We start from the raw sequence: 23,305 nt of genomic DNA, 5'->3' as shown, positions 1-23,305 counted from the left end.
TCGGGAACAGAGGATGGGGCTTTTTGTCGTCATATGTCCCGGGAAATATAGGATATTTGGTTACAGAAACGCAACTTTTAGTAGAATAGAGTCGTCTATATGTAATAGTTGTATGTTCAAAAAGCTGGTTTTCAGCACCGAGAAGGTTGCAAGAACTCGAAGAAGGAGCAGCGGAATGTAGGCAGGACTACATGAGCAGTGGACTTCGAGAGTGAATGCAAGATTCGATGCCGAGTTGCTTTCTGTACTGCATCGTGATCAAAAGCGGCTTTTTGAGCTTCCTCTAATAGAGTTTATAGGTAGTGTTGTCTTCATAGTTTTTATATTACATACTAGCAAGGAAATGGGAGAGTAGAAACATGAAAAGAGTCGAAGCATCCGATGGGCGGATGCCGAAGCGGCACCCGGGTGTCCGGGTAGCCGTTGTATTGGTGTTGTCGGGAGCGCTGTTGATGCAGCCGGCAGCCGGCTGGGGTTGGGGAGCTCCGGCGGTCGTTGAAGCGAGCGGATCTGTACAGTCGCTCAAGAAGTTAAGCGAGGAGATTATCACCTCGGGGGCGAAGCTCGTAACCTATCAATATACGACGGTTCGCAATAGTAAGACGTATACGACCATTCTCAATATTATTGAGGCAGATCTGAAAAATCCGTACATTAAGCTCGATGTCATGACGGGCCAGAACGGTCAGACGGCGGTAGGCCAGACGGTAACGCGGATGACGAAGGAAACCGGAGCTGTTGCCGGCGTAAACGGAGATTTCTGGATGATGAGCTCGGATCGCGTGCCGATGGGAGCCTCGATTGATGACGGGGTTCTCATCACGAGCCCGGCGGAGCTGAAAGGCATGTATGCCTTTGCGGTCAAGCAGGACGGCACGCCGACTATCGATCAATACCGGTTCGATGGCACCATCCAGCTGGCGGATGGCCAGACGTTCCCGCTCTCGGGAATCAACAAGATGAAATATAATAAGGAGCCCGGCGGCGAGCACAGCCATATCAACGCGCTGTATATTTATACGAGTGCATGGAAGGGAACGGTCCGCCCGAATGATACCTCGACGACCCCTACCGAGGCGCTGGTCCGGAACGGCGTGGTGGAACAAATATCGGAATCGGGCGCGCTGCCGATAGAGGTCCCGGAGGATGGGTACATTTTGCGCGGTCACGGAACGGCGGCGCAGTTCATGCGGAACAATCTGCAGGTCGGGGAGAGCGTGGAGGCGAACTATCATCTCATCGCGCAGAGCAATGGCCAGTCGGTTGATCCTTCCTCCTTCCAGATGATGATAAGCGGGCACACCTTGCTTGTCGACAATGGCAAGACGGTCAGCTTCACCCGCGATACGAGCGGAATCAGCGGCGGATCGGCAACGGCGAGAACGGCAATCGGTTACTCGAAGGACGGGCGCTATGCCTACCTCGTAACGGCTCAATCGAACAGCATCAGCTCTGGATTGACGTTGAAGGAATTCCAGCAAGCCTTGGCAGAGGTGGGCATATGGCGAGCGGTCAACCTGGATGGGGGCGGATCGACGACGATGGCCAACCGCCCGCTGGGCGAGACGGAGACGAAGCTGACCTTCGAGACGAAGGAAGGCGGCAATAATATCCGCTCGGTCGTCAATGGAATCGGCGTGTATACGACGGCTCCGAAGGGAGAAGTCAAGGGCATGACGCTGGCCGGAGACAAGACGCTGTTCATCGGGCAGCAAGCAACCTTCAGCTTGAAGGCCTATGACCAGTACTACAATCCGGTTGATGCTTCGAACGCTGACATCAAGTGGAGCTCCAGCAATGACAAGCTGAAATGGAACGGCTCCGCCTTCACCGCGATGAAGTCCGGAACCGCAGAGGTAACGGCGACGTCCGGCGGAGCGAAGACGACGCAGAAGGTACAGGTTATCGGGGCGGAGCAGGTCGATGACATCCGCATCGCCGCTTCTTCGGCGCCTCTGGTCGCCGGCACGAAGGCCACACTGCCGGTCAAAGTGACGCTGCAGGATGGCAGTACCGCAACACTGCCGACCAGTTCCGTCGAATGGGAGCTGCGCGGATTCAAGGGGACGGTAACCGACGGCGTTCTTCAAGTCGATTCCGTGCCAGAGGGCGGCAAGATCGGGTATGCCATTGCGAGCTATGATGGCGTGCGGACGATGATTCCGCTCACTCCGGGAGCGGAGAAGAAGCTGGAAGACTTCAATGCGGTCAACTATCCGATATCGTTCTCTGGCTTGCCGAAGAACGCGACAACCGGCAAGGTGACGGTGGAGGGCGGATTTGGCGGCCGCTCTGCCAATGACAAGGTGCTGAAGCTGTCCTATGACATGACGTCCGGAAGCGGCGACAAGTTCGCCTATGCGGAACTGAACGGCAGCAATGGCATCACACTGCCGGCCGGCACGAGCGGAATGAAGCTGGATGTCTATGGAGATAACAGCTTCAACAATTTGCGTATGGAGATTCACGATGGCTCTAAGGCGCACTACATCAGTATTGTGGAGTCGGTGAACTGGGAAGGCTGGAAGACGGTAGAGGCCGACCTGGCCGCTCTGAATCTGTCATCCGCGGCGAAGCTGAAGCGCATTTACTTATATAATCCAAAAGAGGATCAAGATGAACGGGTGCCGCAGGGCACGGTTGCGATCGATAATCTTATCGTCAAGCTTCCGGCCGGAACGGATGCGGTCTTGAACCGCCCTGCGATGGAATTGACGGTAGGCAGCAAGACAGCTCAACTGAACGGAGAGAAGAAGCAGCTGGATGTCGCTCCGTTGATCTTGAATAACGTCACTTACGTGCCGGTGCGCACCATCATTGATGCGTTCGGCGGAGATACCGACTGGGATGCGAAGACGAAGCGGGTAACTGCGCTGCGCGGCAATTCGATGATCGACATGACTGTGGGAGAGAAGTCTTTTACTCAGAATGGGAAGAGAACTAAGTCTGATGTCGCTCCGATTGTCCGGCAAGGTCGTACTTTAGTCCCTCTGAGATTGGTGTCGGAACAATTAGGCCTATCTGTAAAATGGGATAAAAAAACGAAGTCCATTACTATCCGTTAATATGGTATGATATAGGATGAATATCCAATTCATCCTCTAAAGTCAAGGAGACGGAGCGTTAGTGGACAATCAGGTCGGAAACATTGATCGCGTGATTAAGAACGCCATCAAAGTAATGGAAGAAAGCAAATATCAAATATTTGAAATATTGGATTCCTCCCGGAATGAAGCCATTACGATGAGTCACGAGCTTCAGGAAGTGTTGAATCAGACGGCGGAAATTTGCGATAAAGTGGACGAGCTGGAACGGAAATATCGTCTGGCTCGTTTGCGTTTGACCGAGGTAAGCCGTGACTTTGTCCGCTACACGGAAGAGGATATTAAGCTAGCTTATGAGAAAGCAACGCAGTTGCAGCTGGAACTGATGATATACCGTGAGAAGGAAGGCTACCTGAAGACCCGCAGGGACGATCTGCAGAAGCGGCTGCGCGCCGTGGAGGGATCGATTGAACGTGCGGAGACGATTGGTTCCCAAATGAGCGTGGCGCTGGAATACCTGTCCGGAGATCTGGGTCAAGTGACCCGCATTCTGGAATCGGCGAAGAATCGCCAGCTTCTCGGCCTGAAGATTATTCTGGCCCAGGAAGAGGAGCGCAAGCGAATCGCCCGGGAGATTCATGACGGTCCTGCTCAGTCACTGGCCAATCTAGTGCTGAGGACGGAAATTGTAGAAAGAATGATAACGAAGCAGGATTTTCAGTCGGTCAAGAACGAAATAGTAGATTTACGATCGCAAGTGCGATTCGGTCTGGAGGAAATCCGGAAGATTATATACAATTTGCGGCCGATGGCCCTCGATGATTTGGGGTTAGTGCCGACATTGCGCAAGTTCATTCATGATTATGAAGAGAAGAACCGGATTCGAACCTCCTTCGAGATTCGGGGGCATGAGCGCCGGTTGAAGTCGGCGATGGAGGCGGCCATCTACAGGCTGGTGCAGGAGGCGTTCACCAATGCGGCGAAGCATGGGCATCCGACGAACGTTACCTGTGAATTGACCTATGAGCCGGAGGAGGTACGGGTTGTCGTCCGGGATAACGGATTCGGCTTCAAGCTGGATTCCCTGGAGGTCAAATCGAAGGAACATATGCATTTCGGTCTGCTTGGGATGAAGGAGCGTGTCGAACTGCTCGAAGGCCACATGGAGATCTATTCCGCCGAGAACCGCGGCACGCGAATCGTGATACAAATTCCGACAAATGTGGAGAAGAGAGAGGAGTAAATCTATGGAGCATCGAACACAGGAAAAGCCTAGCATCAAAGTACTCCTTGCTGACGATCATCAGCTTTTTCGCGAAGGGTTGAAGCGGATTTTGAACATGGAGGACGATCTGGAAGTCATCGGGGAATGCGGCGACGGGATTCAGGTTGTAGAATTCTGCAACACGGAAGTGCCGGACGTCGTCCTGATGGACATCAATATGCCAGTGGAGAACGGCGTCGTCGCAACCGAGCGTCTTCGCGATATTTTCCCGGATGTCAAAGTCATCATTCTATCCATTCATGACGACGAGAGCTATGTATTCGAGACGCTGCGCAAGGGCGCATCCGGCTACCTGCTCAAGGATATGGAGGCCGAGTCGCTGATCAACGCGATCCGTTCAGTCGTCAGCGGCTATGCGTTCATTCATCCGAAGGTGACAGGCAAGCTGATTCAACAGCTGCGGCGAATGACGATTCTGGATGGGCATGGCGTCGTGAGCAATCAATCCTCACATGATTCAGGCGTGCGATTCGTGGCGGCGGAAGACAACCCGCTTACTCGCCGTGAGGCGGAAGTGCTCCGTCTGATGGCTGAAGGCAAGAGCAATAAGATGATTGGTGAATACTTGTTCATCAGCGAGAAGACAGTCAAGAACCATGTCAGCAGCATTCTGCAAAAAATGGAGGTTGACGATCGTACGCAAGCGGTCATTAACTCCATTAAGAACGGCTGGGTCACTTTGTAATCGTTGTGGTAATGAATAGAGAGGACGCATTTCCAAGCGAAGCTTCTCGGTACTGAGGCCGAGAAGGCTTGCCGGGCGCTGGAAATGTGTCCTTTTTTCATGCTATCGGCACAGATTCGCGATTCTTGTCCGTCACCCTGCCCTCTCCTTCGGCATACAGTGTTACAAAGGGAGGTGGCCGCATGATCGCGATGCTATGTTGGATTGTTGGGTGCTATGGGATGGCGGTGGCGGCCGTTCATCTCGCGCATGGGTGGCAGAAGCTGATGCGGGGCTCTCGTCCTGCGCCATGGATGCATGTTGTCATCGTAAGCGAGAATGATGAACGCCACATCGAATGGATGGTACGGGCCTTTGGCTTCTATACTTGGTTAAGAGGGCGCCAGCTGCATATGACTCTGCTGGACTGCGGATCGACGGACGCAACGCTGGCAATCGCCGAGCGTGCGGTCCGGGGAGCAGGAATAAGCTGGAATGCGGATGTTGTCTCGCCTGAAGAAGTGGAGCGGGTATTGGATAAGCTGGAATCGAGCCAGCCGGCGGAAGCAGCTTTGGTCGTGGTCCGCTTGAATCGGGCGGAGGACCTGCGGAAGGTTCCTTTTATGTCTGGAAGCGCTATCTGATCAAGTTATGTGCTGCAAATGGTTCGGGGCAATCAGAAGAATAGAGCCCGGATAGAGGCAATGTGTTGAATTAACCTCACTTTGCTGCGTTCGAAATCTGCTCCGGGCCATTTTTTCAACCATCACTTATTTTGATTACCGCCTCTCCAAGACATACTGATTAGCAGGGACGCAGGGACTAGCTTCGACTTGCGGTACGTTGATATAAGCTATATTGTTGAAGGATGCTTCTGTGAGCCTGTTGCCGCAGGCTTGCGTATATGGAGGCATCTTTTTCTGTTCTATGAGAGGGGTAAGACGGCAGTATTCAGATAGCAGCATACCTATTTTAGAAGCGGCTCCTTGCAGTTTGCTACTATAACAAGTATAATAGCTAGAACGTCTGACTAAATATCCAAATTAGTTCTGGGGTTCTGGAGATGAGGAAACAGCGATGAATTCACGCCGGCTTGTGGCTCTATGGCGGCATCTAAGTGGCTTTTTGTAAAGGCATGAAATATTTATGCAGCAAATGATTCATTACATTAACAGCTTAAGACAGGGTATGGTGAACGATGAATATACTGAAAATTTACATAACAGACCTTCGCAACATCATTAAAAATCCGGCTGCAATTATTGTCATTTTGGCGGTAGTCATTTTGCCTTCCTTATATGCCTGGTTCAATATTCTTCCGTCCTGGGATCCGTACGCCAATACGAAGGATGTAGCCGTAGCCGTTGTCAATCTGGATAAGGGCGCCGAAGTCCAGGATAAAAGCATCGACGTGGGCGGGAAGGTCGTCGAATCATTGAAGGAAAATGATAAATTAGGATGGCGGTTCGTAGATAAAGAGGACGCGATGGAGGGTGTCAACCACGGGGATTATTATGCGGCCATCGTCATTCCGGAGGATTTCTCCGAGAAAATCACCTCGGTCATATCGAGTCATCCCGAGAAGGCGGAATTGGATTATTATATCAATGAAAAAGTAAATGCCATCGCGCCAAAGGTGACATCGGCCGGGGCGACGGGTGTAACGTCAACGATCCGCAGCAATTTCGTGAAAGAGGCGAACGGCGCCATCTTTGATATTTTCAATGAGATTGGCGTGGAGCTGGAAGGGAACAAGCCTTCGATTTTGAAGATGAAGGATAATCTTTTCAAATTGGAAGAGAATATTCCTGAAATTGAAAGCATGATTCGGAAGGGTCAAGTTGATTTAATTAAGGCGGATGACATTATCAAAAAAGCGGAAACCGCCCTATCTTTAATCAAGGATTTCGAAAAAGAGAAAAAAGATGCTGTTGATTCCGATGTGGAAAGGCTCCTGGATAAGGGAGATGAAACGTTTGAGAAAACCATCCCGACGGTCAAAAAGGACCTGCAGGCCCTGCAAAACACGATGTCCGAAATGTCGGCCATGACGGATGCGATTAATTCCAATCTTGATCTTCGCGTCGTGGAACAGGAGCTGCGCAAAAAAAGCGATGAAGTGAATGCAGGAATATGGTCATTGCAGCAGCTAATTACTAGAGTCGAGAGTGTCAATCATTCTCTTACCACTGGCGGAGTCATGAATGACATGATCTCCTCACTCTATGATATGAGAAACAAATTGGAAGATTTGAATAACCAATTGGAGAAAGCTCGCCGTACCGTTGCCGACAATAAAGAGCTTGCTGTGGATAAGCTGAAGGAAATTCAGCGAACGGCAATCAAAATCAATGAGTTGATTGGACAGTTCCGAACGGATCTGGATAATCGCATCGTTCCCGCGCTGACGAAGGCACTGAATGATGTGGAGCAGGCCGGCAAGCGATACCGGGATCAACTAACCCAAGTGCAAGACCTGATCAAAAAGGCGAAGGACCAGCTTGCACAGGCAGATGGCAGCACCATTGCCGACAAGTGGAAAGAGATTGCGGCCTCGTTATCCGAAGCGGCAAGCCAACTTGAAAACAGCTTGGGATCGCTCGATAAACTGATAGAAAAAGTAGAGGAGATCTCCAAATTAACGGGTACGGATTATCAATGGCTCATTGACATGTTGAATAACATGAAAACGAACGCGGGGAGCCTGCAAGAGCTGCTGGATAAAATCAATAAAGAGCTTGAAAACAACAATGTGCCAGAGCTTGTGGGCAGTCTGATTGGAAAGTTTCTGGACAAAGCGGAGATTATGGCCGGCCAGTTGGCTGACAGCTATGATAATGTCATTGCTCCCGGATTTAAAACAACCCGCAGCAATATCGAGAAGCTCGTGAACGAGGCGCGCGAAAAATCAGGCAAATTACAGGATGCCGCGGTTTCCGTCGTGAAATTGACGGATAAATTATTGGCCAAAGATTTCAATAAAGTAGAAGATCAGCTTCGAAATGCGGCGGCGCGCACGAAGGATGGCCAAAATGCGATAAGCAAATTAATCGATGTTGCGGAAAACATGAAACGATCCGTAGATGACGGCGCGATTGAGGATGTGATTGCGAAGCTTCGGAACATAGAGAGCCGAATGGAAGATGTATCGAAGGCATTAATTCGGGCCAGCGATTTTGCCGGCGATGCGAATAAGCCGACGAAAGATACGCTTACTCAGATTAGCTCCGTGACGAAGGATGCGGCTGCCTCCATCGATGATGCGGTGGAGACGATTGATAAGGATGTCGTTCCTGCTTTCCACCGTTCGATGGAAAAGTCCAGAGAAGGATTGGAATTCGTCCGGAAAATTGAAAACGAATTGTTCGCCGCAATTCCGAAAATCGAATCGGCCTTGGCCGAGGTGAAGGACAAAGTTCGCTTAGGCGAAACGGAATTAAACAAGGTGAATGGAGAGTTCCCGGAACTTAGCAGAAAGGTAAGGGATATTGCGTCCAAAATTCGTTCTTTTGAAGAAACGGGCGATTTGGATGAAGTCATCAAGCTGCTGACTGGGGATGCGGAGCAAGAAAGTGATTTCTTTGCGGAGCCTGTGCTGCTGAAGGAGCATGAGCTGTTCCCGATTCCGAACTATGGTTCGGCGATGTCGCCGTTCTTCACCACGTTGGCGCTATGGGTCGGCGGACTGCTTCTGATTTCGATGCTGATTGTCGATATTGAGAATAAGCATGAATACAAGAGTTATGAGGCTTATTTCGGCCGGCTGCTTACGTTTGTTACGCTGGGTATCGGGCAGGCGACGATTGTCACGTTGGGCGATATGTTTCTTTTGAAAACCTATGTTCTTCATAAATTTTGGTTTGTCCTATTCGGGATATACATCAGTATTATATTCGTTACCATTGTATACACGCTTGTATCCGTGTTTGGGAATGTCGGGAAGGCATTATCCATCGTGCTGCTCGTATTCCAGCTGGCGAGCTCCGGCGGGACATTTCCGATTCAAATGACACCGGCCTTCTTCCAGAAGCTGCATCCGTTTTTACCGTTCACCCATGCTATCACGATTATGAGGGAAGCGGTTGGGGGAATCCTGTGGCCTGTCGTCACCAAGCATATGTTAATCCTGCTTATTTATATCGGGATTGCATTCGTGCTGGGAGTCGGCTTGAAGAAGACGATTAATAAATCTAGCGATAAATTTTTGCAAAAGGCGAAGAAGAGCAAGCTGCTGTAAAGATTTCCAATTTAGGGTTGTCAATTGCCGCTTCATCGTATACAATTTAGGTAAATAATTCAATCAAGGCGTAGAGCATGAAGCACATGCCATTCCGTGACAGCGGGTGGGGTGTGCTTTTTTGTTGTCTGTTGGTGTCTGCCGGGATGAGGCTGTACTTCGACAGCGCATGACGGCGCCGTGAAATTAAGGAAGGAGAGGGAACGGGTGCAAGTAAGAGTTTACGCCGTAAGAACGGAGAGCGGATGGCATACGGGGATGACGTTGGACTGGCGTGTAGATGCAGGCTACTGGCTGTCGGAGGAGGGAGGAAAGCGAAGGGGGATGAAGCTGGTCGTGCTCCAGCCGGCCCTGCCGATATTTATCGGGTTGGCGATGCTGGAGGACTTCATCGAGAACGAGGGGATGGACCAGTGGGGGAAGCGGGGTTGGACGAAATATTATCGCGATGCGCTGCACAGTTATCGTGAATTGTTGTACCTGTTCACCGATTCCGATCGTCATGGGGAGGAGGAATGGTTCACGGTGATGATCTTGGAAGCCCCGGATGCGGAGCCGAATGCGCAGGCGGTGAAGGAAGGTCGGCAGGAAGCGTACCGGGTAGCAGAAAGCGCGGCAGTGTATCGTATTGAAGAGAGAGTCACTCGACAGGCGCCCGCTCTTGAGCGACTTCCTGAAGCGGGAGGCGCGCTTCGTGCATCACTGCAAGCGGATGCATGGCAGCTGGCTGAAGCGCTGCAGGGCAGGCTCGTCTCGGACGAAGAGCTTGTATCGCTTATGGAAGATAAGGGCTGGCAAGGATGGATTCCGCTTAGGCATACGTTTATTCAACTGGGATGTCTCCACGGCTGGTTGGAGGTGCGAGCGGGCATTATGCCGGTGGAGGATGAGGGCAAGCGCTGGGCAAGCAAGGCGATGTCCCGTTGGCGAACAGCTTCCGCCGTGTACCGGTGCAATCGCTGCGGCAGCACGGAGGATATGACGGTATCCGCCTGCGCTTCCTGCGGCAGCATGGAATGCCGGACTTGCACGCATTGTCTGAATCTGGGACGCATCCGATCCTGCTCGCTGCTCGTAGCAGGATCTTCCTTCCGCCCGCCGGCGGCAGCGTCCGGGAGAGCGGCCCGAGAAGAAGAGCTCGGACCGCGTCTCGCGAAATGGGGACTGGCTCCGGCACAGGAGGCCGCCAGTACGGATGCGCTGCAGTATATCGCTTCGGTGCGGCGGGACAAAGGTGGCGGACGTTCGCTCAATGCGGGACAAGCTGTAACGGGCACATTCCTGCTCTGGGCCGTGACCGGGGCGGGGAAGACGGAGATGATCTTCCCGCTGATCGAGGATGCGCTCCTGCACGGCGGCCGAGCGCTGGTGGCGACGCCGCGGCGGGATGTGGTACTGGAGCTGAAGCCGCGGATTGAGAAGGCTTTTCCGGCAGAACGGGTCGTGACGCTGTATGGCGGAAGCCCTGAGCGTTGGGGAGAGGGCAGAATTACGCTGGCGACGACCCATCAACTGCTGCGGTTCGACCGGGCATTCGATCTCGTTATTATTGATGAACTGGATGCGTTTCCTTATCATAATGATCCGATGCTCCACCGCGCTGCAGAACGAGTATGCCGCCGAGGGGGCGTTTTTGTGTTTCTGTCGGCCACGCCGCCGGAAGCGATGCAGCGTCAGGTTAGGCGCGGGACGCTGCGGCATGCACGGGTGCCGGTGCGGTATCATCGGCATCCGCTGCCGGTTCCGGCAAGAGTTGCGATGCCGGCCGTCGCGTTGTGCCTGGCGCGTGGGGCGCTCCCTAGGGCATTGCTCCGCCGTATGGCGGAATCGGTTGGCCGGGGAGCGCAGGTATTCATCTTCATCACCCGTATCCGGCAGGTGGAAGGTGTCGTGCAACTGCTGCAGCGGCAATTCCCGGAGGTACGGGTGGAGGGGACTTCCGCAGCGGATGCGCAGCGCGGAGACCGGGTACTCCGCTTCCGGGAGCGGGACATTCGGATGCTGGTCACGACGACGATCTTGGAGCGGGGCGTCACAGTGCCGAAGAGCGACGTGTACATTCTCGATGCGGATGATAAGCTGTTCGATGAAGCATCGCTCGTCCAGATGGCGGGCCGGGCCGGACGATCGAAGGATGATCCGGCGGGCACGGTTGTCTTCGGTTCCCGGCAATGGAATCGGGCACAGCGCAGGGCGGTGCGGCAGATTCGCGGGATGAACCGGCTGGCGAGACGGTACGGTTATCTGCTGCCCATCTACTCTGAAAGGAGTTGGCGTAATGGCTGAACCGGCAGCGCAGGGGCATTGGCTTGAACGAAGGCTTCAGCGGCTGTTGCGGCCGCGGGTGATTCCGTGTAATGTATGCGGCCAGGCGCTGGGCGCGTCAGCAGCCGCTTGTTATAAGGAAATAAGAGAAGCGGCGTTGACGAAAGAACTATGCGGCAGATGCTTGAGAGATATTCCGTGGATTCAATTGATTGGATGCATGTCTTGCGGTAGGGGCATTCGCTGTCCCGACTGTGCCCGCGATCCGGTAGCTTCTCACGGTTTGTCCGCCAACCGGAGCGTGGTCCGATATAATGAAGCGATGAAGCAGTGGCTGGCGGACTATAAGTTCCGGGGAAATATCCGGTACGAGCCGGTCATGGCTGTTATGATGCTGGCATCCTATTCGATGCTGTTTCGCTCTGTATATCCGGTGGAGGGTGGAGAAGATAATCGGTCAGTCCGAAGGCTGAGGAAGTGGCTGTGGGGAACTCCATTGGAGGAGATGCTGCCCGACCTCGTCACTTATGTGCCGTCTACGGATGCGCGGCTGCAGGTGCGCGGGTTCAACCAGGCAGAACGGCTGGCCCGTCTGCTGGGTCAGGCTTGGAGCCGTCCGGTCGTGGCCTTGCTTGACCGGAAGCTGGATGGGGAGAAGCAGAGCAAGCAGGAGCGTAAGGGGCGGGAGCGGAGTGCAGCCGAAGCTTTCGTGTTGAACAGGCATGCGCCCGCTGTTGCTGCGCGAGCTCTAACTTCGGCCTCGGTGGGAATGATTAACCGGCGGAGGCAGATCCGCATTCTCATCATTGATGACGTGTATACGACAGGAAGCACGCTCCGCGCTTGTGCCCGTCAGCTTTCGCGGCTGAACGACGTCTTTTCTATCCCGGTACATACAGCCAGCTACACGTGGGCGAGAGCTTGAATAAGAAAGGGTGTTCTCTACTGGATTTCCCCTGTTTGAATATGCATTGTTTAGTAAAAATCCTCTCGTTTTCTGTCGATGAATAAGTTATGATGAATTCAACGGCATAGAAGGGGGCGAGAAGATGGAATTGAGCAATTGTCCGCGCTGCGGCAGGCTATTCGCCAAGGCATTCAGGGACATCTGCCCTGCATGTCTGAAGGAGATTGAACAGGAGTATGAACGGTGCGTGGCCTATTTACGTGAGAAGCGGCATGCTTCAATGCATGAGCTAAGCGAAGAGACGAAGGTCAGTCCGCGCCAGATTACGCAGTTCATCCGGGAAGGACGCATCTCAGAATACCAGGCTCCGAATTTGACATATGATTGTGAAGTGTGCGGCAACCCGATTCGGGAAGGGCATATGTGCGAGCCATGCCGGACGAGGCTGGTTCGGCAAATACAGGAAGCGGGCATTGCGAAGGAGCCGGACAAGGGAGAAGCGGCCTCCGGAACGAGAGCGTACCAGGCTTTTGACCCGTCCCGCAGCAAATAGGCCGTGGCATGAACTTCTTTTGATGAGAACTAAATTTTCCTTGACACGGAACCGATAATCTTAGTAAAGGTTATCGGTTTTGTCTATGTATACGGATATGCCTTACAATAGAAGGTAACAAGTTGGAACGAGTACGGGATGCGAGCCGGATGAACGGCCGTCTGCCGTGTGAAACGAGGTGTAATGATGAAGATTAATGAAACGCAGCGCGTCGGAGCGATCCAATATTATCAGAAGCAGCAGTCGGCCGAGAGAATCTCTCAGAAATCATCCCGCAAGGATGAATTGACGATATCGACCGAAGCGAAGGAAATGCTGGACGCGCAAAACCGGGTGAACCATCCGGCCCGACAGGAGCGCATTGCTGAACTGAAGCAGGCCGTACAGACAGGGACATATCATGTCGCTGCCGACAAGATTGCAGAGAAGCTGCTTCCCCTGTTTCGCAAAGAAACTGAATGAGCGGAGGAACGAATGTGAGCGCAGCGCCAATTGTGGAATTATTGAGCCGCATGGAGGATCTCTATTCAGAGCTCGTCCGTATCGGGGAAGCCAAGACCCAGGTGATTATTCAGAACGACATCAATAACTTGGTCAAGCTGTCCCAGCAGGAATCAAAATGCTTGAAGCAGCTTGCTTCCCTGGAACAGGAGCGGGAAGAGGCGGTGCAGTCGTTCCTGCAATCGAAGGGGATTAAATCGCAGTTGAAGCTTACGGTGACCGAGATTACAAAGCTGATTTTCGAAGCTAATGAGCGGCAAGAGATGCTTGCCGTGCAAGAACGTATCCGGACGGTGCTGGAAAATTTAAAGTTCATCAATGACCATAACCAGACGCTCATTCAGCAGTCCATTCATTTTATCGAATATCAGCTTAATTTGCATATAGATTATTCCGATCAAGACATGTTGTACCGCCGTCCGGAGCAAGCTGCTCCTCAATATAGCAGGCCCGGCATGATGGATACGCGTGCATAGACGAATGAAGGAAGGGAACGAACGAAGATGAGATCAACCTTTCACGGACTGGAGACGAGCAAGCGGTCCTTGTTCGTCCAATCGACAATGATGCAGACTTTGGGACATAACATCGCCAATGCGTCCACGGACGGTTATACGCGGCAGCGGGTGAATGCCTCTGCGACCCGGCCGCTGGCGATGCCGGGGATGTATAACAGTGTGGCACCGGGGCAGTTGGGAACTGGCGTGCAGTACGACAGCATTACCCGTATCCGCGACAGCTTCCTCGATCTTCAATTCCGCAGAGAGAACGAGACGCTTGGTTCGTGGAGTATTATCGATAATACGATACGTTCGATTGAAGGTTTTTTCAATGAACCGTCGGATAATGGCTTGCGCAGTGTCATGGATAAGTTCTGGAACTCCTGGGAAGTCCTCAATCGCGACCCCTCTCTGCTCAGTGCGCGCGTCGAAGTGGTCGGTGCGGCCTCTAACTTCACCAATATGCTGAAGCATATCGATGAGTCGCTGACCAAGCTGGAGAATGATACCCAGTCCAGCATCAACATCAAAGTGAACGAAGCGAATGATATTATCGCAAATATAGCAAGCTTGACGGATACGATTAAGCGCGTGGAAGGCATGGGAGACAATGCCAACGATTTCCGGGATCAGCGCGACTTGTTGATTGATCAACTCTCGACCATCATTGATGTGCAGGTGACCGATGGAGAGGGAGGAGATATTACCATCCTAGCGGGCGGTGTGATGGTTGTCGAGAACGGAGAATCGACGCCAATTACGGCAGATGCAGCCGCTACGGCAGGACAACTTCATGGCTACTCGCAATCGCTTGCTGAAGTCGATCGGGTGCGTAATCAGATGAATGCGATGGTTAGAACGATGGTAACCGGCACGGTGGATGTCGAGCTGGCGGCAGGCTATGTGGCTGCCTCGAATCTCGTTGCCAAGAGCGCCGTGGAGCTGGAGAGCGGGGCGACGATCCCGGCGGGCGGCACAATTCCGGCCGGCTCCATCTTGAAGGGACCTGCGACGGTGCAAGTGAACGGATTTAACGGTCTGCACAGTCTGGGCTATACGTTGTCAGATCCCGCCAAGTCGGGCATTCCATTCTTTACGACGACGGATGGCGGCGAATTTTCCCTCAGCAATATTCAGGTCAATGTCGACATCGTGAATAACGTTAGCAATATCGCGGCTTCCGGCCGCTATGACACCGTGAACGGGCAGAACGTGACGGTTAAGGGGAATAGTGTCATTGCGCATGCATTGGCTTCGCTTCGCGATAAATCATTCAACTATCCGGCCGATATGACATCGTTATCTACTGGCTCGGTAGATGATTATTACCGCGCGATTATGGGTGACCTGGGAACGCGGGCAACGAACGCGGAACGGAATGTCAAGGTGCAGAGCGATATGGTCGATTCCGTGCAATACCGCCGGCAATCGGTGAGCGGCGTGTCGCTGGACGAAGAGATGGCAGACATGATTCGCTTCCAGCATGCTTATAATGCGGCGGCACGGAACATGACGACGGTGGATGAGATGCTGGATCGGGTCATTAATCAGATGGGTGTCGTTGGCCGTTAACGTTAAATGAAGGAAGCATGTTATTTAAGGAGGAACAGGGATGCGCGTAACGAGTGCTATGCAAAATACGCAGTTGCTTCGCAATATGCGATATATGAACAGCAATGCGATTGATCTGAATAATAAGCTATCTTCCGGTCAACGCATTCATCGGCCAGGCGATGATCCGGTCGGCATCGGCTATCAGATGCGGTATGACAGCGAGCTGAACCGCAATGATGAGTTTACAGCGAATGCGCAGATGGGAACGGGAATGCTGCGGACAATGGATTCCTTGATGCAGCAGGCGAGCGATGTGCTGAAGCGGGTACGCACGCTGGTGCAGCAAGGATCGACAGGGACGACGCCGGATGATGCCCGTGTAGCCAATGCTGCGGAACTGAAGCAGCTCAAGGAGCAGCTTGTCATGATTGGAAATAGTTCCTATAACGGCCGTTATCTATTCAACGGACAAAAGACCGATATTCCGCCTTATACGAGTGCCGGAGCGGCGACAGAAACGACCGATGAAGGGATTTATAGATTGAATGTAAGTCCCGCGGTTACGGTCCCGGTGAGCATTACAGGCGAATTGATATTTGGCAAGGCCATCGATACCACGAATCCGATCGATAAAGATAATGATAATGTGTTTCAGATGATGGACGATATGATCAAAGCGGCAGAGGAGAATGACATTGACGGGCTGTTGAATGGATTGGAGCGGATTGACGCCTCCTCCGACCGCATTAACACGCAGTGGTCTGAGATTGGGGCACGAATGAACCGTTTCGAGCTGATGGAGAATCGCCTCGCGGATGATAAGGTGAGTCTGAAGACAGAGCGCGGCCAGGTTGCCGATGTCGATATGCCGGAGGCGATTATCGCTCTGAAGACGCAGGAAAACGTGATGCAGGCGGCCTTGGCAACCGGGGCGCGGATTATGCAGGTGTCGCTGATTGACTTTATTCGTTAATTGGAGAAGGGTTGAACCTTAATGAATATATCGGATATTACGAGACAGATTCAATCGTATTCCTTCCGCTATGAGCCTGCCGAGTTAACGATACGTCAGCGTCCCGTCGAGATGGAGGCGGATTGGCAGCCGGTATGGGACGAGCTGGGGCTGCAGCGGCCTTCCGTTGCGGCCAGCGAGCGGAAAAACGAGGCGATACAAGTGGCTGTCCAGGCTACGCAACAGAAAGCGCAAGAGGGCGACCAACTTGGCAATATCGCCAAGTCGAAAACGACCTTCGGCCAGATCGCATTTGAGCGTTATATGCAAAAAGGCCAAAAAGAAGTGCGGCTCTATGCGCTGCCTTCCCAAAGCGTAGCCATCGATATTCGGGTTTATCCGCCGGAAATTGAAGTGCAAACGAAAGGTGTTGTTCGGGAATGACATCAACCAATGATTCAGTCGCATCAAATGTTACGATCCATAGTTCCAATTACGGGGCTCTTCATCCTGAACCTCATCAGATCTACGAGTTCGTCAAAGGCATGATCGGGTTTCAATCGATTACCCGATACGCCTTAATGCCATACGATGAATCGGTCTTCTATATTCTCCATGCGATGGAGGAGGAACGAAGCTTTATCTTAATTCCGGCGGAATATGTTCAGAACTACAGCTTTCCTATCGACCAGGATACCGTGGAAGCTCTGGGTGTTCAAATGTCTGAAGAAGTTGTAACCATGCTCGTCGTTAATATCATTAACGATGCGATTAGCGTGAATTTAAGAGCCCCCGTCCTCTTCTCGCCGAAAACACAGAAGGGCTGCCAGTATATCATCGCAGACTCTAATCTTCCCGTCCGGCATTTTATTCAAGGAAGGGGAGAATAGGATGCTGGTGCTGAAGCGAAAAATCGGCGAGACGGTTATGATCGGCGACGAGATTGAAGTTCGCGTGCTTGGCGTGGAAGGAGAGTATGTCAAGCTTGGTTTTGTTGCTCCGAAAAATGTGCAAATCATGCGGAAGGAATTGTATGAGAGCATTGTACAAGAGAATTCTTCCGCTGTCGAGACCACTAAGGGCGCTAGCGAGAAAGAGGATATCAATATGATTGAGATTTTAAAGAAATTTAAAAAATGAGTATGGTAAAGCAGCCTTAATGCAAGGAAAAATAGGCGTGTTGAAATAGTGAGGTGGATATAGATGAGCAGCATTCATCGTACAGACACCGCGGGTTTAGACTTACAGGTTCATCGGTCAACCATTCAATCCTTGAAAAATGTGCTCAACAAGGAAATGCACGGGGAGTCAGCTTCTCCTCAAGCTGGAGCAACCTTGGATTACATAAATATGAGCATCGAAGATAAGCAGGATCTTCAAAAAAAGGTGGAGGAGTTGAATGAGTCAATTGCCAGCTCCGGCAAAGAGATTCATTTTAAATACCACGATGACGCTAAGGAATTATATGTCGAAGTAATCGATAAGAAAACGAAGGAAGTCATAGCAAGTTTGCCTCCGGAATTTTTGATAGATTTGTCGGTCAAGATGAAAGAGCTCATTGGCTTGTTTTTGGATAAAAAAGTATAAAGAAAGGTGGTAATAACAATGGGATTTAGTATTGGCGGCCTTGCTTCCGGCTTGGATACCGGGTTGATGATTGAAAAATTAATGATGTTGGAGAGAATCCCGTATAACAATCTGGAGCAGAAGAAAAATGACTTTTCAGGATTTCAGTCATATTTTCGCAACTTAAATACCAAATTATCTACACTGCGCGATAAAGCTGCTGATTTAACATTGAACGCGAACTTCAAGCTGACATCGACCAAAAGCTCAGATGAGCAGGCCGTAAAAGCTGCCGGCTCCGATAATGCTGTAACTGGGAACTATCAGGTAACCGTGACCCAGTTAGCGCAGTCACATGTTTTAAAAGCAAACGCATTCGATGTTAAAGGTGATTCGTCTTCCCTTGAAGGCCAGACCATTACTTTTCACGAGGCCGATGGTAAAGAAGTTGAGGTTAAACTATCAGGTTCGACGTATGGCGAAATGCTGGAGAATCTTAAAAATGACATTAATAGAAATAGCAAGACCGTCTCTGCTTCATTGGTAGAAACCTCTCCAGGCAACAAGACCTTGGTGCTTACTTCGACCAAAACAGGAGTTGAGAATAATTTCTATCAAGGTAGCGGCGGCTCTTCCGGAATCGGAATTACCGGCAGCGAGATCAGCCCTGGCGTTAACATATTGAATTCTTTGGGCTTGGTAAACGGAACGGACAATAAACTCCAGGAGGTTCAACCCGCAAAGGATGCGGAATTGACGGTAAATGGTTTGTCTGTTACAAGCTCTTCTAACGAAGTCAAAGGCGTCATTGAAGGCGTCACGTTGCAGTTACAAAAAGTATCTTCGGCGATGATCACGGTTGGACAAGACTCAGACAAGGTCCTTGAGAAGGTCAAAGGATTCGTGGAGGCATTTAACGAAGTTCGCAAGCTGATTCGGGATGGCATGGCCAAGCCAGAAGAAAAACCAAAGGATGATAAAACACCCTACCGGAAAACAACGCTTCAGGGTGATTCGACATTGCGCCAGTTGGACATGGAACTAGGGAGTTGGATGTCAAGCAATATTGCTGGCCTCGGCACGTTGGCTGACCTTGGTATAGAAATCGATAAGGACAAAAAAGGGGCCGACATGACGGGGGAGATCGTTTTTGATCAAAAGAAGTTTAAAGAAGCCCTGGAGCGTGACCCAGAAAAAGTAATAGCTATGTTTAATACAGATGAGACCGACAGTTCGGGAAACAAGAAGCAGGGAATCGCTACAATACTAAGTGAAGAGCTTCGTACTTGGACAAGCAAGGCTAACGGAATTTTACAATCCCGCGTGAATGGCTATGATTCTGAAATCTCTTTTATCACGGAATCAATGAGCAAAATGGAAGATCGTCTCACATTGAAAGAGCAGCAATTAAAGAGACAATTTACAGCAATGGAAGTAGCTATGAGTAAATTGAATAACGAAAAGTCCTGGTTGACCAGTCAAATCAATGGTTTGTCTAAGCAAAGCTAGTGGGTTAAGGGGATGAATAGATGTATACGAATATGACCGCCGGTTATCAAGCATACCAAAAAAATAAATATGAAACAGCTTCTCCTCATAAATTAATCCTAATGCTGTATTATGGGGCGCTAAAGTATACGAATCAGGCGGAAACTGCACTTGCAGAAGGCAATCCCTTGTCAGCTCACCAGCATATTTTGAAGGTGCAGGATATCATTTATGAGTTGATTGCTTGTTTGAATGAACGCGAAGGCGGCGAAGTAGCACAAAACCTTAAAAACTTGTATTTATATGTCATTGACCAATTAGTTCAAGCTAATATCCAAAAATCAGCACAGCCGCTAAGGGAAGCCAAAGCAGTAATTCAATCTGTCAAAGACGCATGGGAAACGATCGGCAAAGATATTACGGCGGGTCAAAATTATGCATGATATTCGGAAAAGAATTGCTACCTATGATGAGATGATCGATCTATGCCAACAATATATCCTTGAGATAAAGGAGCGAGAATGGCAGGAGTCAGCTTTCCTTCATTTTACGGAAAAATGGGATCAACTGAAGGAATATATATCCTCTGGCGATACAGAAATGCTTACCGAGGAAGAAAGAAACCAGGAAGCTATACGTTGTCAGACGCTCCAGGTGCTTTACCAGTCTATAATCGATCGCATAGAAAGACAAATAAGTCAACTGGGTTCCCAAGTCCAAGGCGTTCGCCAAAGCAAGACAATTATGAACGCATACCAAGGTGTGGGGAGAATAGATCAAGTTGCTTATTATTTTGATGAAAAAAAATAAACCGCTTTTATCCTAGCTATAAAAAAAGGAAGAGCACATTTCGATATATATAATAGGCCGCAAGGAAGTGGCCCCATAATGAAATCATGGAGGATGATGAAGAATGTCGATGTTTATTAACACAAACGTGGGCGCAATCAATGCTCACCGCAACCTAGGCATGAACAACACAGCAATGGGCAAGACAATGGAAAAATTGTCTTCCGGTTTCCGCATTAACCGTGCGGCGGACGATGCGGCGGGTCTCGCTATCTCCGAGAAAATGCGTTTCCAAATCGGCGGCATGAACCAAGCAATGCGCAATGCCCAAGACGGTATCTCCCTAATTCAAACGGCTGAGGGTGCATTGACGGAAGTACACTCCATGCTGCAACGTTTGAATACGTTGGCTAACCAATCCGCTACGGGTACTTATGATGATAATGATCGTAAGAACACCCAAAAAGAAGTAGATGCATTGCTTAAAGAAATCAACAATATTGCAGATTCCACAAACTTTAACGGAATTAAATTGTTGAATGCTAACACAAATGTTAGCTTCCAAATTGGTGTTGAAAAGGGAAATTCGTTAACTGCTGCCCTGAAGAACATGAAAGCTACTGCACTCGGTGTAAGTGGTTTGAGCATCAGCACACAAGCGAAGGCTAGTTCAGCTCTGGCAACAATTTCGAACGCGATTAATACAGTTGCTGAGCAACGCGCAGCTTTTGGTGCGGTGCAAAACCGTCTGGAGCACACCATTAACAACTTGGGCGTAACTGCAGAGAACCTGTCCGCTTCTGAATCCCGTATCCGCAACGCTGATATGGCGAAAGAAATGACAGACTTTACTCGCAACCAAATCTTGGTTCAAGCGGGTACTGCGATGTTGGCTCAAGCTAATTCCGCTCCACAATCTGTTCTTAAGCTGTTGGGTTAATAAGTTACCTTAAGGGGCTGTCCAGAAAGTCAGTGAAAACTGACTTCTGGACGCCCCGTTTTAGTTGAATATGAAAAATATACACAAAAAAACCGTCTTTTCCTGTAAAATGAAAGTTACCACACAATCATTCAAAAAAGGACGGTTTTTTATGCGTAATCTGACGACTACTACTGAACAGTATACCATGCAAGTGACACTTCCTCTAGGGGATGTGGAAGAAAAAACGGTTTCCAAACGAAAACTTGCTCCCACCTTTAAAGCCTACGATAACAAGCAGATGCACATGATTTTGGATCTGGGAGTACTTATCCCCGACCATCATGTGGCCCGCATCATTGATGAGATGATTGAAGCCATCCCTGACGAGTTGTTGTTCGCTCATTATGTGGGCGGGGGCCGAAGCCCTTACCATCCCAAAATGATGCTCAAAGTCATCCTGTACGGTTATTCGCAAAAGGTCTACTCTTGTCGCGGTATTGAAAAGCTGCTTCGTGAAAACCTCCCGGCTATGTGGCTCGCAGCGATGCAGCAACCCGACTTCCGCACCTTGAACGATTTCCGTGGCATGCGCATAAAAGCATTTATGGACGAACTGTTTGAAACGATGATCCGAAAGCTCATCGCAGACAATTACATCACGATGGAGAACTACTTTTTAGACGGCACGAAGATCGAAGCTGATGCTAACAAGTATTCTTTTGTGTGGAAAAAATCCACCCTTCACTTCGAAGAGAAGCTCAAGCAAAAGGTACAGGCGACCCTTGCGCATATTCATACGCTCACGCGGCAAGAAGCCGACGAAAACGCGGCGCAAGCCCCGGATGAACTTCCTGCAAGACTCGAAGAAGCAGCCGCCCTACTGGAAGAAAAGGTGGAGGATTTCACCGAACAAATGGCTCAGGCAAACGACAGCGAAGCGAGGAAGGCCTTACGCAAAGAGCGCAGTGCCCTGAAGCAGCCACTGAAACAAATTCGGGAGGACTTTCTTCCTCGGCTCGCCAAGTATGAGCAGCAAAAGGCGTGCTTTGGCGATCGCAACAGCTACTCCAAAACCGATCCGGACGCCACGTTTATGCGGATGAAGGAAGACCACATGAAGAATGGTCAGCTGAAACCGGGTTACAATGTGCAAATGGCGACAGAAAACCAGTTCGTTTTATTTTACAGCATCCACCAGCGTCCCACCGACACGCGTTGCTTCATCCCGCATATGGAGCGATTGGCTGCGTCTACTTTGCCGATGCCCAAAACGGTGATTGCTGATGCAGGCTATGGCAGCAAGGAAAATTACTTGTATGCAGTGGGGGAAGAAAAACAGCCACACTTTGATTTTCTCATTCCTTACGGCAGTTATATGAAAGAGAAAACGCGTCGCTACAAGAAGGACATCCGGCATGCCTCCAACTGGACGTATGAAGAGCACGATGACCGATTTATTTGCCCGAATGGCCAGTACGTTCGCTTTAAGAAATACCAAACGAAGAAAAACGCGTCTGGCCTGGAGCAAAGCTTCAAAATTTATGAATGTGAAGATTGCAGTGATTGTCCACTCAAGGCGAGCTGCACCAAGGCCAAGGGGAACCGCCAGGTACACTGGAATACGATCTGGGAAGAATTAAAAGCAAAGGCCAAAAAAGCCCTTGAGGATGACGAGAGATCCGCGATCTATGCTCGGCGTAAAGTCGAGGTAGAAAGCGTATTTGGTCACATCAAGGGCAATCGCTCGTTCTGTCGGTTCTCCTTGCGAGGGATGGAGAAGGTGCACACCGAATTTGGGATTGTGGCTTTGGCCCACAATCTACTGAAGGTGGCGGGCATCCGCCTCGTTACGTTCCTGCAAAAGCGAAAGAACAAAAAAAGTTGGACGGAAAACCTTACGTTTTCTCGCCCAACTTTTTATTTTGGGGACTTATTAGACAGCCCCTTTTTATGTATCCATAAAGATAATTGTTTGTGTGACTCTGATGCTGTATAGACTGTCTTTCTCCTCGGTGTTAGAGTTGGATATCGCGATAAATGTCACTCACTATAAATTTTTTTGTTCCAGGTATAAAAAA

Annotated in this window: 21 protein-coding genes; all 21 read left to right on the top strand. The window is 50.4% G+C overall.

Annotated elements, in window-relative coordinates; all coding sequences use genetic code 11:
- Positions 1-359: 359 nt before the first annotated feature.
- The 21 genes from FLT43_RS14725 (at position 360) to FLT43_RS14625 (ending at position 23,223) form a co-directional block, all read left to right on the top strand.
- Positions 360-3,065, top strand: a complete 2,706-nt coding sequence (locus tag FLT43_RS14725; RefSeq protein ID WP_087444337.1) for a stalk domain-containing protein — start codon at positions 360-362, stop codon at positions 3,063-3,065.
- Positions 3,066-3,126: 61 nt separating this feature from the next.
- Positions 3,127-4,287: a sensor histidine kinase gene (locus FLT43_RS14720; RefSeq protein ID WP_087444336.1), complete on the top strand. Its 1,161-nt coding sequence runs from the start codon at positions 3,127-3,129 to the stop codon at positions 4,285-4,287.
- Positions 4,288-4,291: 4 nt separating this feature from the next.
- A complete protein-coding gene (locus tag FLT43_RS14715) occupies positions 4,292-5,014 on the top strand; it encodes a response regulator (protein WP_087444335.1) in 723 nt (240 codons plus the stop codon).
- Between the two features lie 182 nt (positions 5,015-5,196).
- Positions 5,197-5,637, top strand: coding sequence for a glycosyltransferase (locus tag FLT43_RS14710; protein ID WP_087444334.1), 441 nt, complete (start codon positions 5,197-5,199; stop codon positions 5,635-5,637).
- Positions 5,638-6,191: 554 nt separating this feature from the next.
- The gene (locus FLT43_RS14705; RefSeq protein ID WP_087444333.1) at positions 6,192-9,230 is read left to right on the top strand and encodes a YhgE/Pip domain-containing protein; all 3,039 of its coding nucleotides are present in this window, start codon (positions 6,192-6,194) and stop codon (positions 9,228-9,230) included.
- A 207-nt stretch (positions 9,231-9,437) separates the two neighbouring features.
- Positions 9,438-11,516, top strand: a complete 2,079-nt coding sequence (locus FLT43_RS14700) for an ATP-dependent helicase ComFA (protein ID WP_087444332.1) — start codon at positions 9,438-9,440, stop codon at positions 11,514-11,516.
- Positions 11,509-12,420, top strand: coding sequence for a ComF family protein (locus FLT43_RS14695; protein WP_087444331.1), 912 nt, complete (start codon positions 11,509-11,511; stop codon positions 12,418-12,420). The genes FLT43_RS14700 and FLT43_RS14695 overlap by 8 nt, the downstream gene beginning before the upstream one ends.
- 124 nt (positions 12,421-12,544) lie before the next feature.
- Positions 12,545-12,955, top strand: coding sequence for a TIGR03826 family flagellar region protein (locus FLT43_RS14690; RefSeq protein WP_087444330.1), 411 nt, complete (start codon positions 12,545-12,547; stop codon positions 12,953-12,955).
- Between the two features lie 186 nt (positions 12,956-13,141).
- Positions 13,142-13,417 (top strand): flagellar biosynthesis anti-sigma factor FlgM, encoded by a 276-nt coding sequence (gene flgM / locus FLT43_RS14685; RefSeq protein WP_087444329.1) that lies wholly within the window; start codon positions 13,142-13,144, stop codon positions 13,415-13,417.
- A gap of 14 nt (positions 13,418-13,431) precedes the next feature.
- Positions 13,432-13,932 (top strand): flagellar protein FlgN, encoded by a 501-nt coding sequence (locus tag FLT43_RS14680; RefSeq protein WP_244194333.1) that lies wholly within the window; start codon positions 13,432-13,434, stop codon positions 13,930-13,932.
- Positions 13,933-13,959: 27 nt separating this feature from the next.
- The gene (gene flgK / locus FLT43_RS14675) at positions 13,960-15,528 is read left to right on the top strand and encodes a flagellar hook-associated protein FlgK (protein ID WP_087444327.1); all 1,569 of its coding nucleotides are present in this window, start codon (positions 13,960-13,962) and stop codon (positions 15,526-15,528) included.
- 40 nt (positions 15,529-15,568) lie between these two features.
- Positions 15,569-16,483 carry a flagellar hook-associated protein FlgL gene (flgL, locus tag FLT43_RS14670; RefSeq protein ID WP_087444326.1) on the top strand — a complete coding sequence of 305 codons (915 nt, stop codon included), beginning with the start codon at positions 15,569-15,571 and terminating at the stop codon, positions 16,481-16,483.
- Positions 16,484-16,504: 21 nt separating this feature from the next.
- The gene (locus FLT43_RS14665) at positions 16,505-16,906 is read left to right on the top strand and encodes a DUF6470 family protein (RefSeq protein ID WP_087444325.1); all 402 of its coding nucleotides are present in this window, start codon (positions 16,505-16,507) and stop codon (positions 16,904-16,906) included.
- On the top strand, positions 16,903-17,352 hold the full coding sequence (fliW, locus tag FLT43_RS14660; protein ID WP_087444324.1) for a flagellar assembly protein FliW: 450 nt from the start codon (positions 16,903-16,905) through the stop codon (positions 17,350-17,352). Before FLT43_RS14665 ends, fliW begins: the two co-directional genes overlap by 4 nt.
- Position 17,353: 1 nt before the next feature.
- Complete coding sequence (gene csrA, locus FLT43_RS14655) at positions 17,354-17,602, top strand: carbon storage regulator CsrA (RefSeq protein WP_087444323.1); 249 nt, start codon at positions 17,354-17,356, stop codon at positions 17,600-17,602.
- 63 nt (positions 17,603-17,665) lie between these two features.
- Positions 17,666-18,049, top strand: coding sequence for a flagellar protein FlaG (locus FLT43_RS14650; RefSeq protein WP_087444322.1), 384 nt, complete (start codon positions 17,666-17,668; stop codon positions 18,047-18,049).
- Positions 18,050-18,067: 18 nt separating this feature from the next.
- Positions 18,068-19,537: a flagellar filament capping protein FliD gene (fliD, locus tag FLT43_RS14645; protein ID WP_087444321.1), complete on the top strand. Its 1,470-nt coding sequence runs from the start codon at positions 18,068-18,070 to the stop codon at positions 19,535-19,537.
- A gap of 20 nt (positions 19,538-19,557) precedes the next feature.
- Positions 19,558-19,959 (top strand): flagellar export chaperone FliS, encoded by a 402-nt coding sequence (gene fliS, locus FLT43_RS14640; protein ID WP_087444320.1) that lies wholly within the window; start codon positions 19,558-19,560, stop codon positions 19,957-19,959.
- The gene (locus FLT43_RS14635; RefSeq protein WP_087444319.1) at positions 19,952-20,326 is read left to right on the top strand and encodes a GMP synthase; all 375 of its coding nucleotides are present in this window, start codon (positions 19,952-19,954) and stop codon (positions 20,324-20,326) included. Before fliS ends, FLT43_RS14635 begins: the two co-directional genes overlap by 8 nt.
- A gap of 103 nt (positions 20,327-20,429) precedes the next feature.
- Positions 20,430-21,245 (top strand): flagellin N-terminal helical domain-containing protein, encoded by an 816-nt coding sequence (locus FLT43_RS14630; protein WP_087444318.1) that lies wholly within the window; start codon positions 20,430-20,432, stop codon positions 21,243-21,245.
- Between the two features lie 151 nt (positions 21,246-21,396).
- Positions 21,397-23,223, top strand: a complete 1,827-nt coding sequence (locus tag FLT43_RS14625) for an IS1182 family transposase (protein ID WP_181823468.1) — start codon at positions 21,397-21,399, stop codon at positions 23,221-23,223.
- Positions 23,224-23,305: the final 82 nt, after the last annotated feature.

Origin of the sequence: Paenibacillus thiaminolyticus, assembly GCF_007066085.1 — a bacterium.
In the GTDB taxonomy this organism is placed as follows: Bacteria; Bacillota; Bacilli; order Paenibacillales; family Paenibacillaceae; genus Paenibacillus_B; species Paenibacillus_B thiaminolyticus.
This window is presented reverse-complemented; position numbering and strand designations above follow the sequence as displayed.

Excerpts from the sequence above, each read along its gene's own strand:
- FLT43_RS14725 (WP_087444337.1), top strand. The coding sequence starts at position 360 with ATGAAAAGAGTCGAAGCATCCGATGGGCGGATGCCGAAGCGGCACCCG.
- FLT43_RS14715 (WP_087444335.1), top strand. The coding sequence starts at position 4,292 with ATGGAGCATCGAACACAGGAAAAGCCTAGCATCAAAGTACTCCTTGCT.
- FLT43_RS14710 (WP_087444334.1), top strand. The coding sequence starts at position 5,197 with ATGATCGCGATGCTATGTTGGATTGTTGGGTGCTATGGGATGGCGGTG.
- FLT43_RS14705 (WP_087444333.1), top strand. The coding sequence starts at position 6,192 with ATGAATATACTGAAAATTTACATAACAGACCTTCGCAACATCATTAAA.
- FLT43_RS14695 (WP_087444331.1), top strand. The coding sequence starts at position 11,509 with ATGGCTGAACCGGCAGCGCAGGGGCATTGGCTTGAACGAAGGCTTCAG.
- FLT43_RS14690 (WP_087444330.1), top strand. The coding sequence starts at position 12,545 with ATGGAATTGAGCAATTGTCCGCGCTGCGGCAGGCTATTCGCCAAGGCA.
- flgM (WP_087444329.1), top strand. The coding sequence starts at position 13,142 with ATGAAGATTAATGAAACGCAGCGCGTCGGAGCGATCCAATATTATCAG.
- flgK (WP_087444327.1), top strand. The coding sequence starts at position 13,960 with ATGAGATCAACCTTTCACGGACTGGAGACGAGCAAGCGGTCCTTGTTC.
- flgL (WP_087444326.1), top strand. The coding sequence starts at position 15,569 with ATGCGCGTAACGAGTGCTATGCAAAATACGCAGTTGCTTCGCAATATG.
- FLT43_RS14665 (WP_087444325.1), top strand. The coding sequence starts at position 16,505 with ATGAATATATCGGATATTACGAGACAGATTCAATCGTATTCCTTCCGC.
- fliW (WP_087444324.1), top strand. The coding sequence starts at position 16,903 with ATGACATCAACCAATGATTCAGTCGCATCAAATGTTACGATCCATAGT.
- csrA (WP_087444323.1), top strand. The coding sequence starts at position 17,354 with ATGCTGGTGCTGAAGCGAAAAATCGGCGAGACGGTTATGATCGGCGAC.
- FLT43_RS14650 (WP_087444322.1), top strand. The coding sequence starts at position 17,666 with ATGAGCAGCATTCATCGTACAGACACCGCGGGTTTAGACTTACAGGTT.
- fliD (WP_087444321.1), top strand. The coding sequence starts at position 18,068 with ATGGGATTTAGTATTGGCGGCCTTGCTTCCGGCTTGGATACCGGGTTG.
- fliS (WP_087444320.1), top strand. The coding sequence starts at position 19,558 with ATGTATACGAATATGACCGCCGGTTATCAAGCATACCAAAAAAATAAA.
- FLT43_RS14635 (WP_087444319.1), top strand. The coding sequence starts at position 19,952 with ATGCATGATATTCGGAAAAGAATTGCTACCTATGATGAGATGATCGAT.
- FLT43_RS14630 (WP_087444318.1), top strand. The coding sequence starts at position 20,430 with ATGTCGATGTTTATTAACACAAACGTGGGCGCAATCAATGCTCACCGC.
- FLT43_RS14625 (WP_181823468.1), top strand. The coding sequence starts at position 21,397 with ATGCGTAATCTGACGACTACTACTGAACAGTATACCATGCAAGTGACA.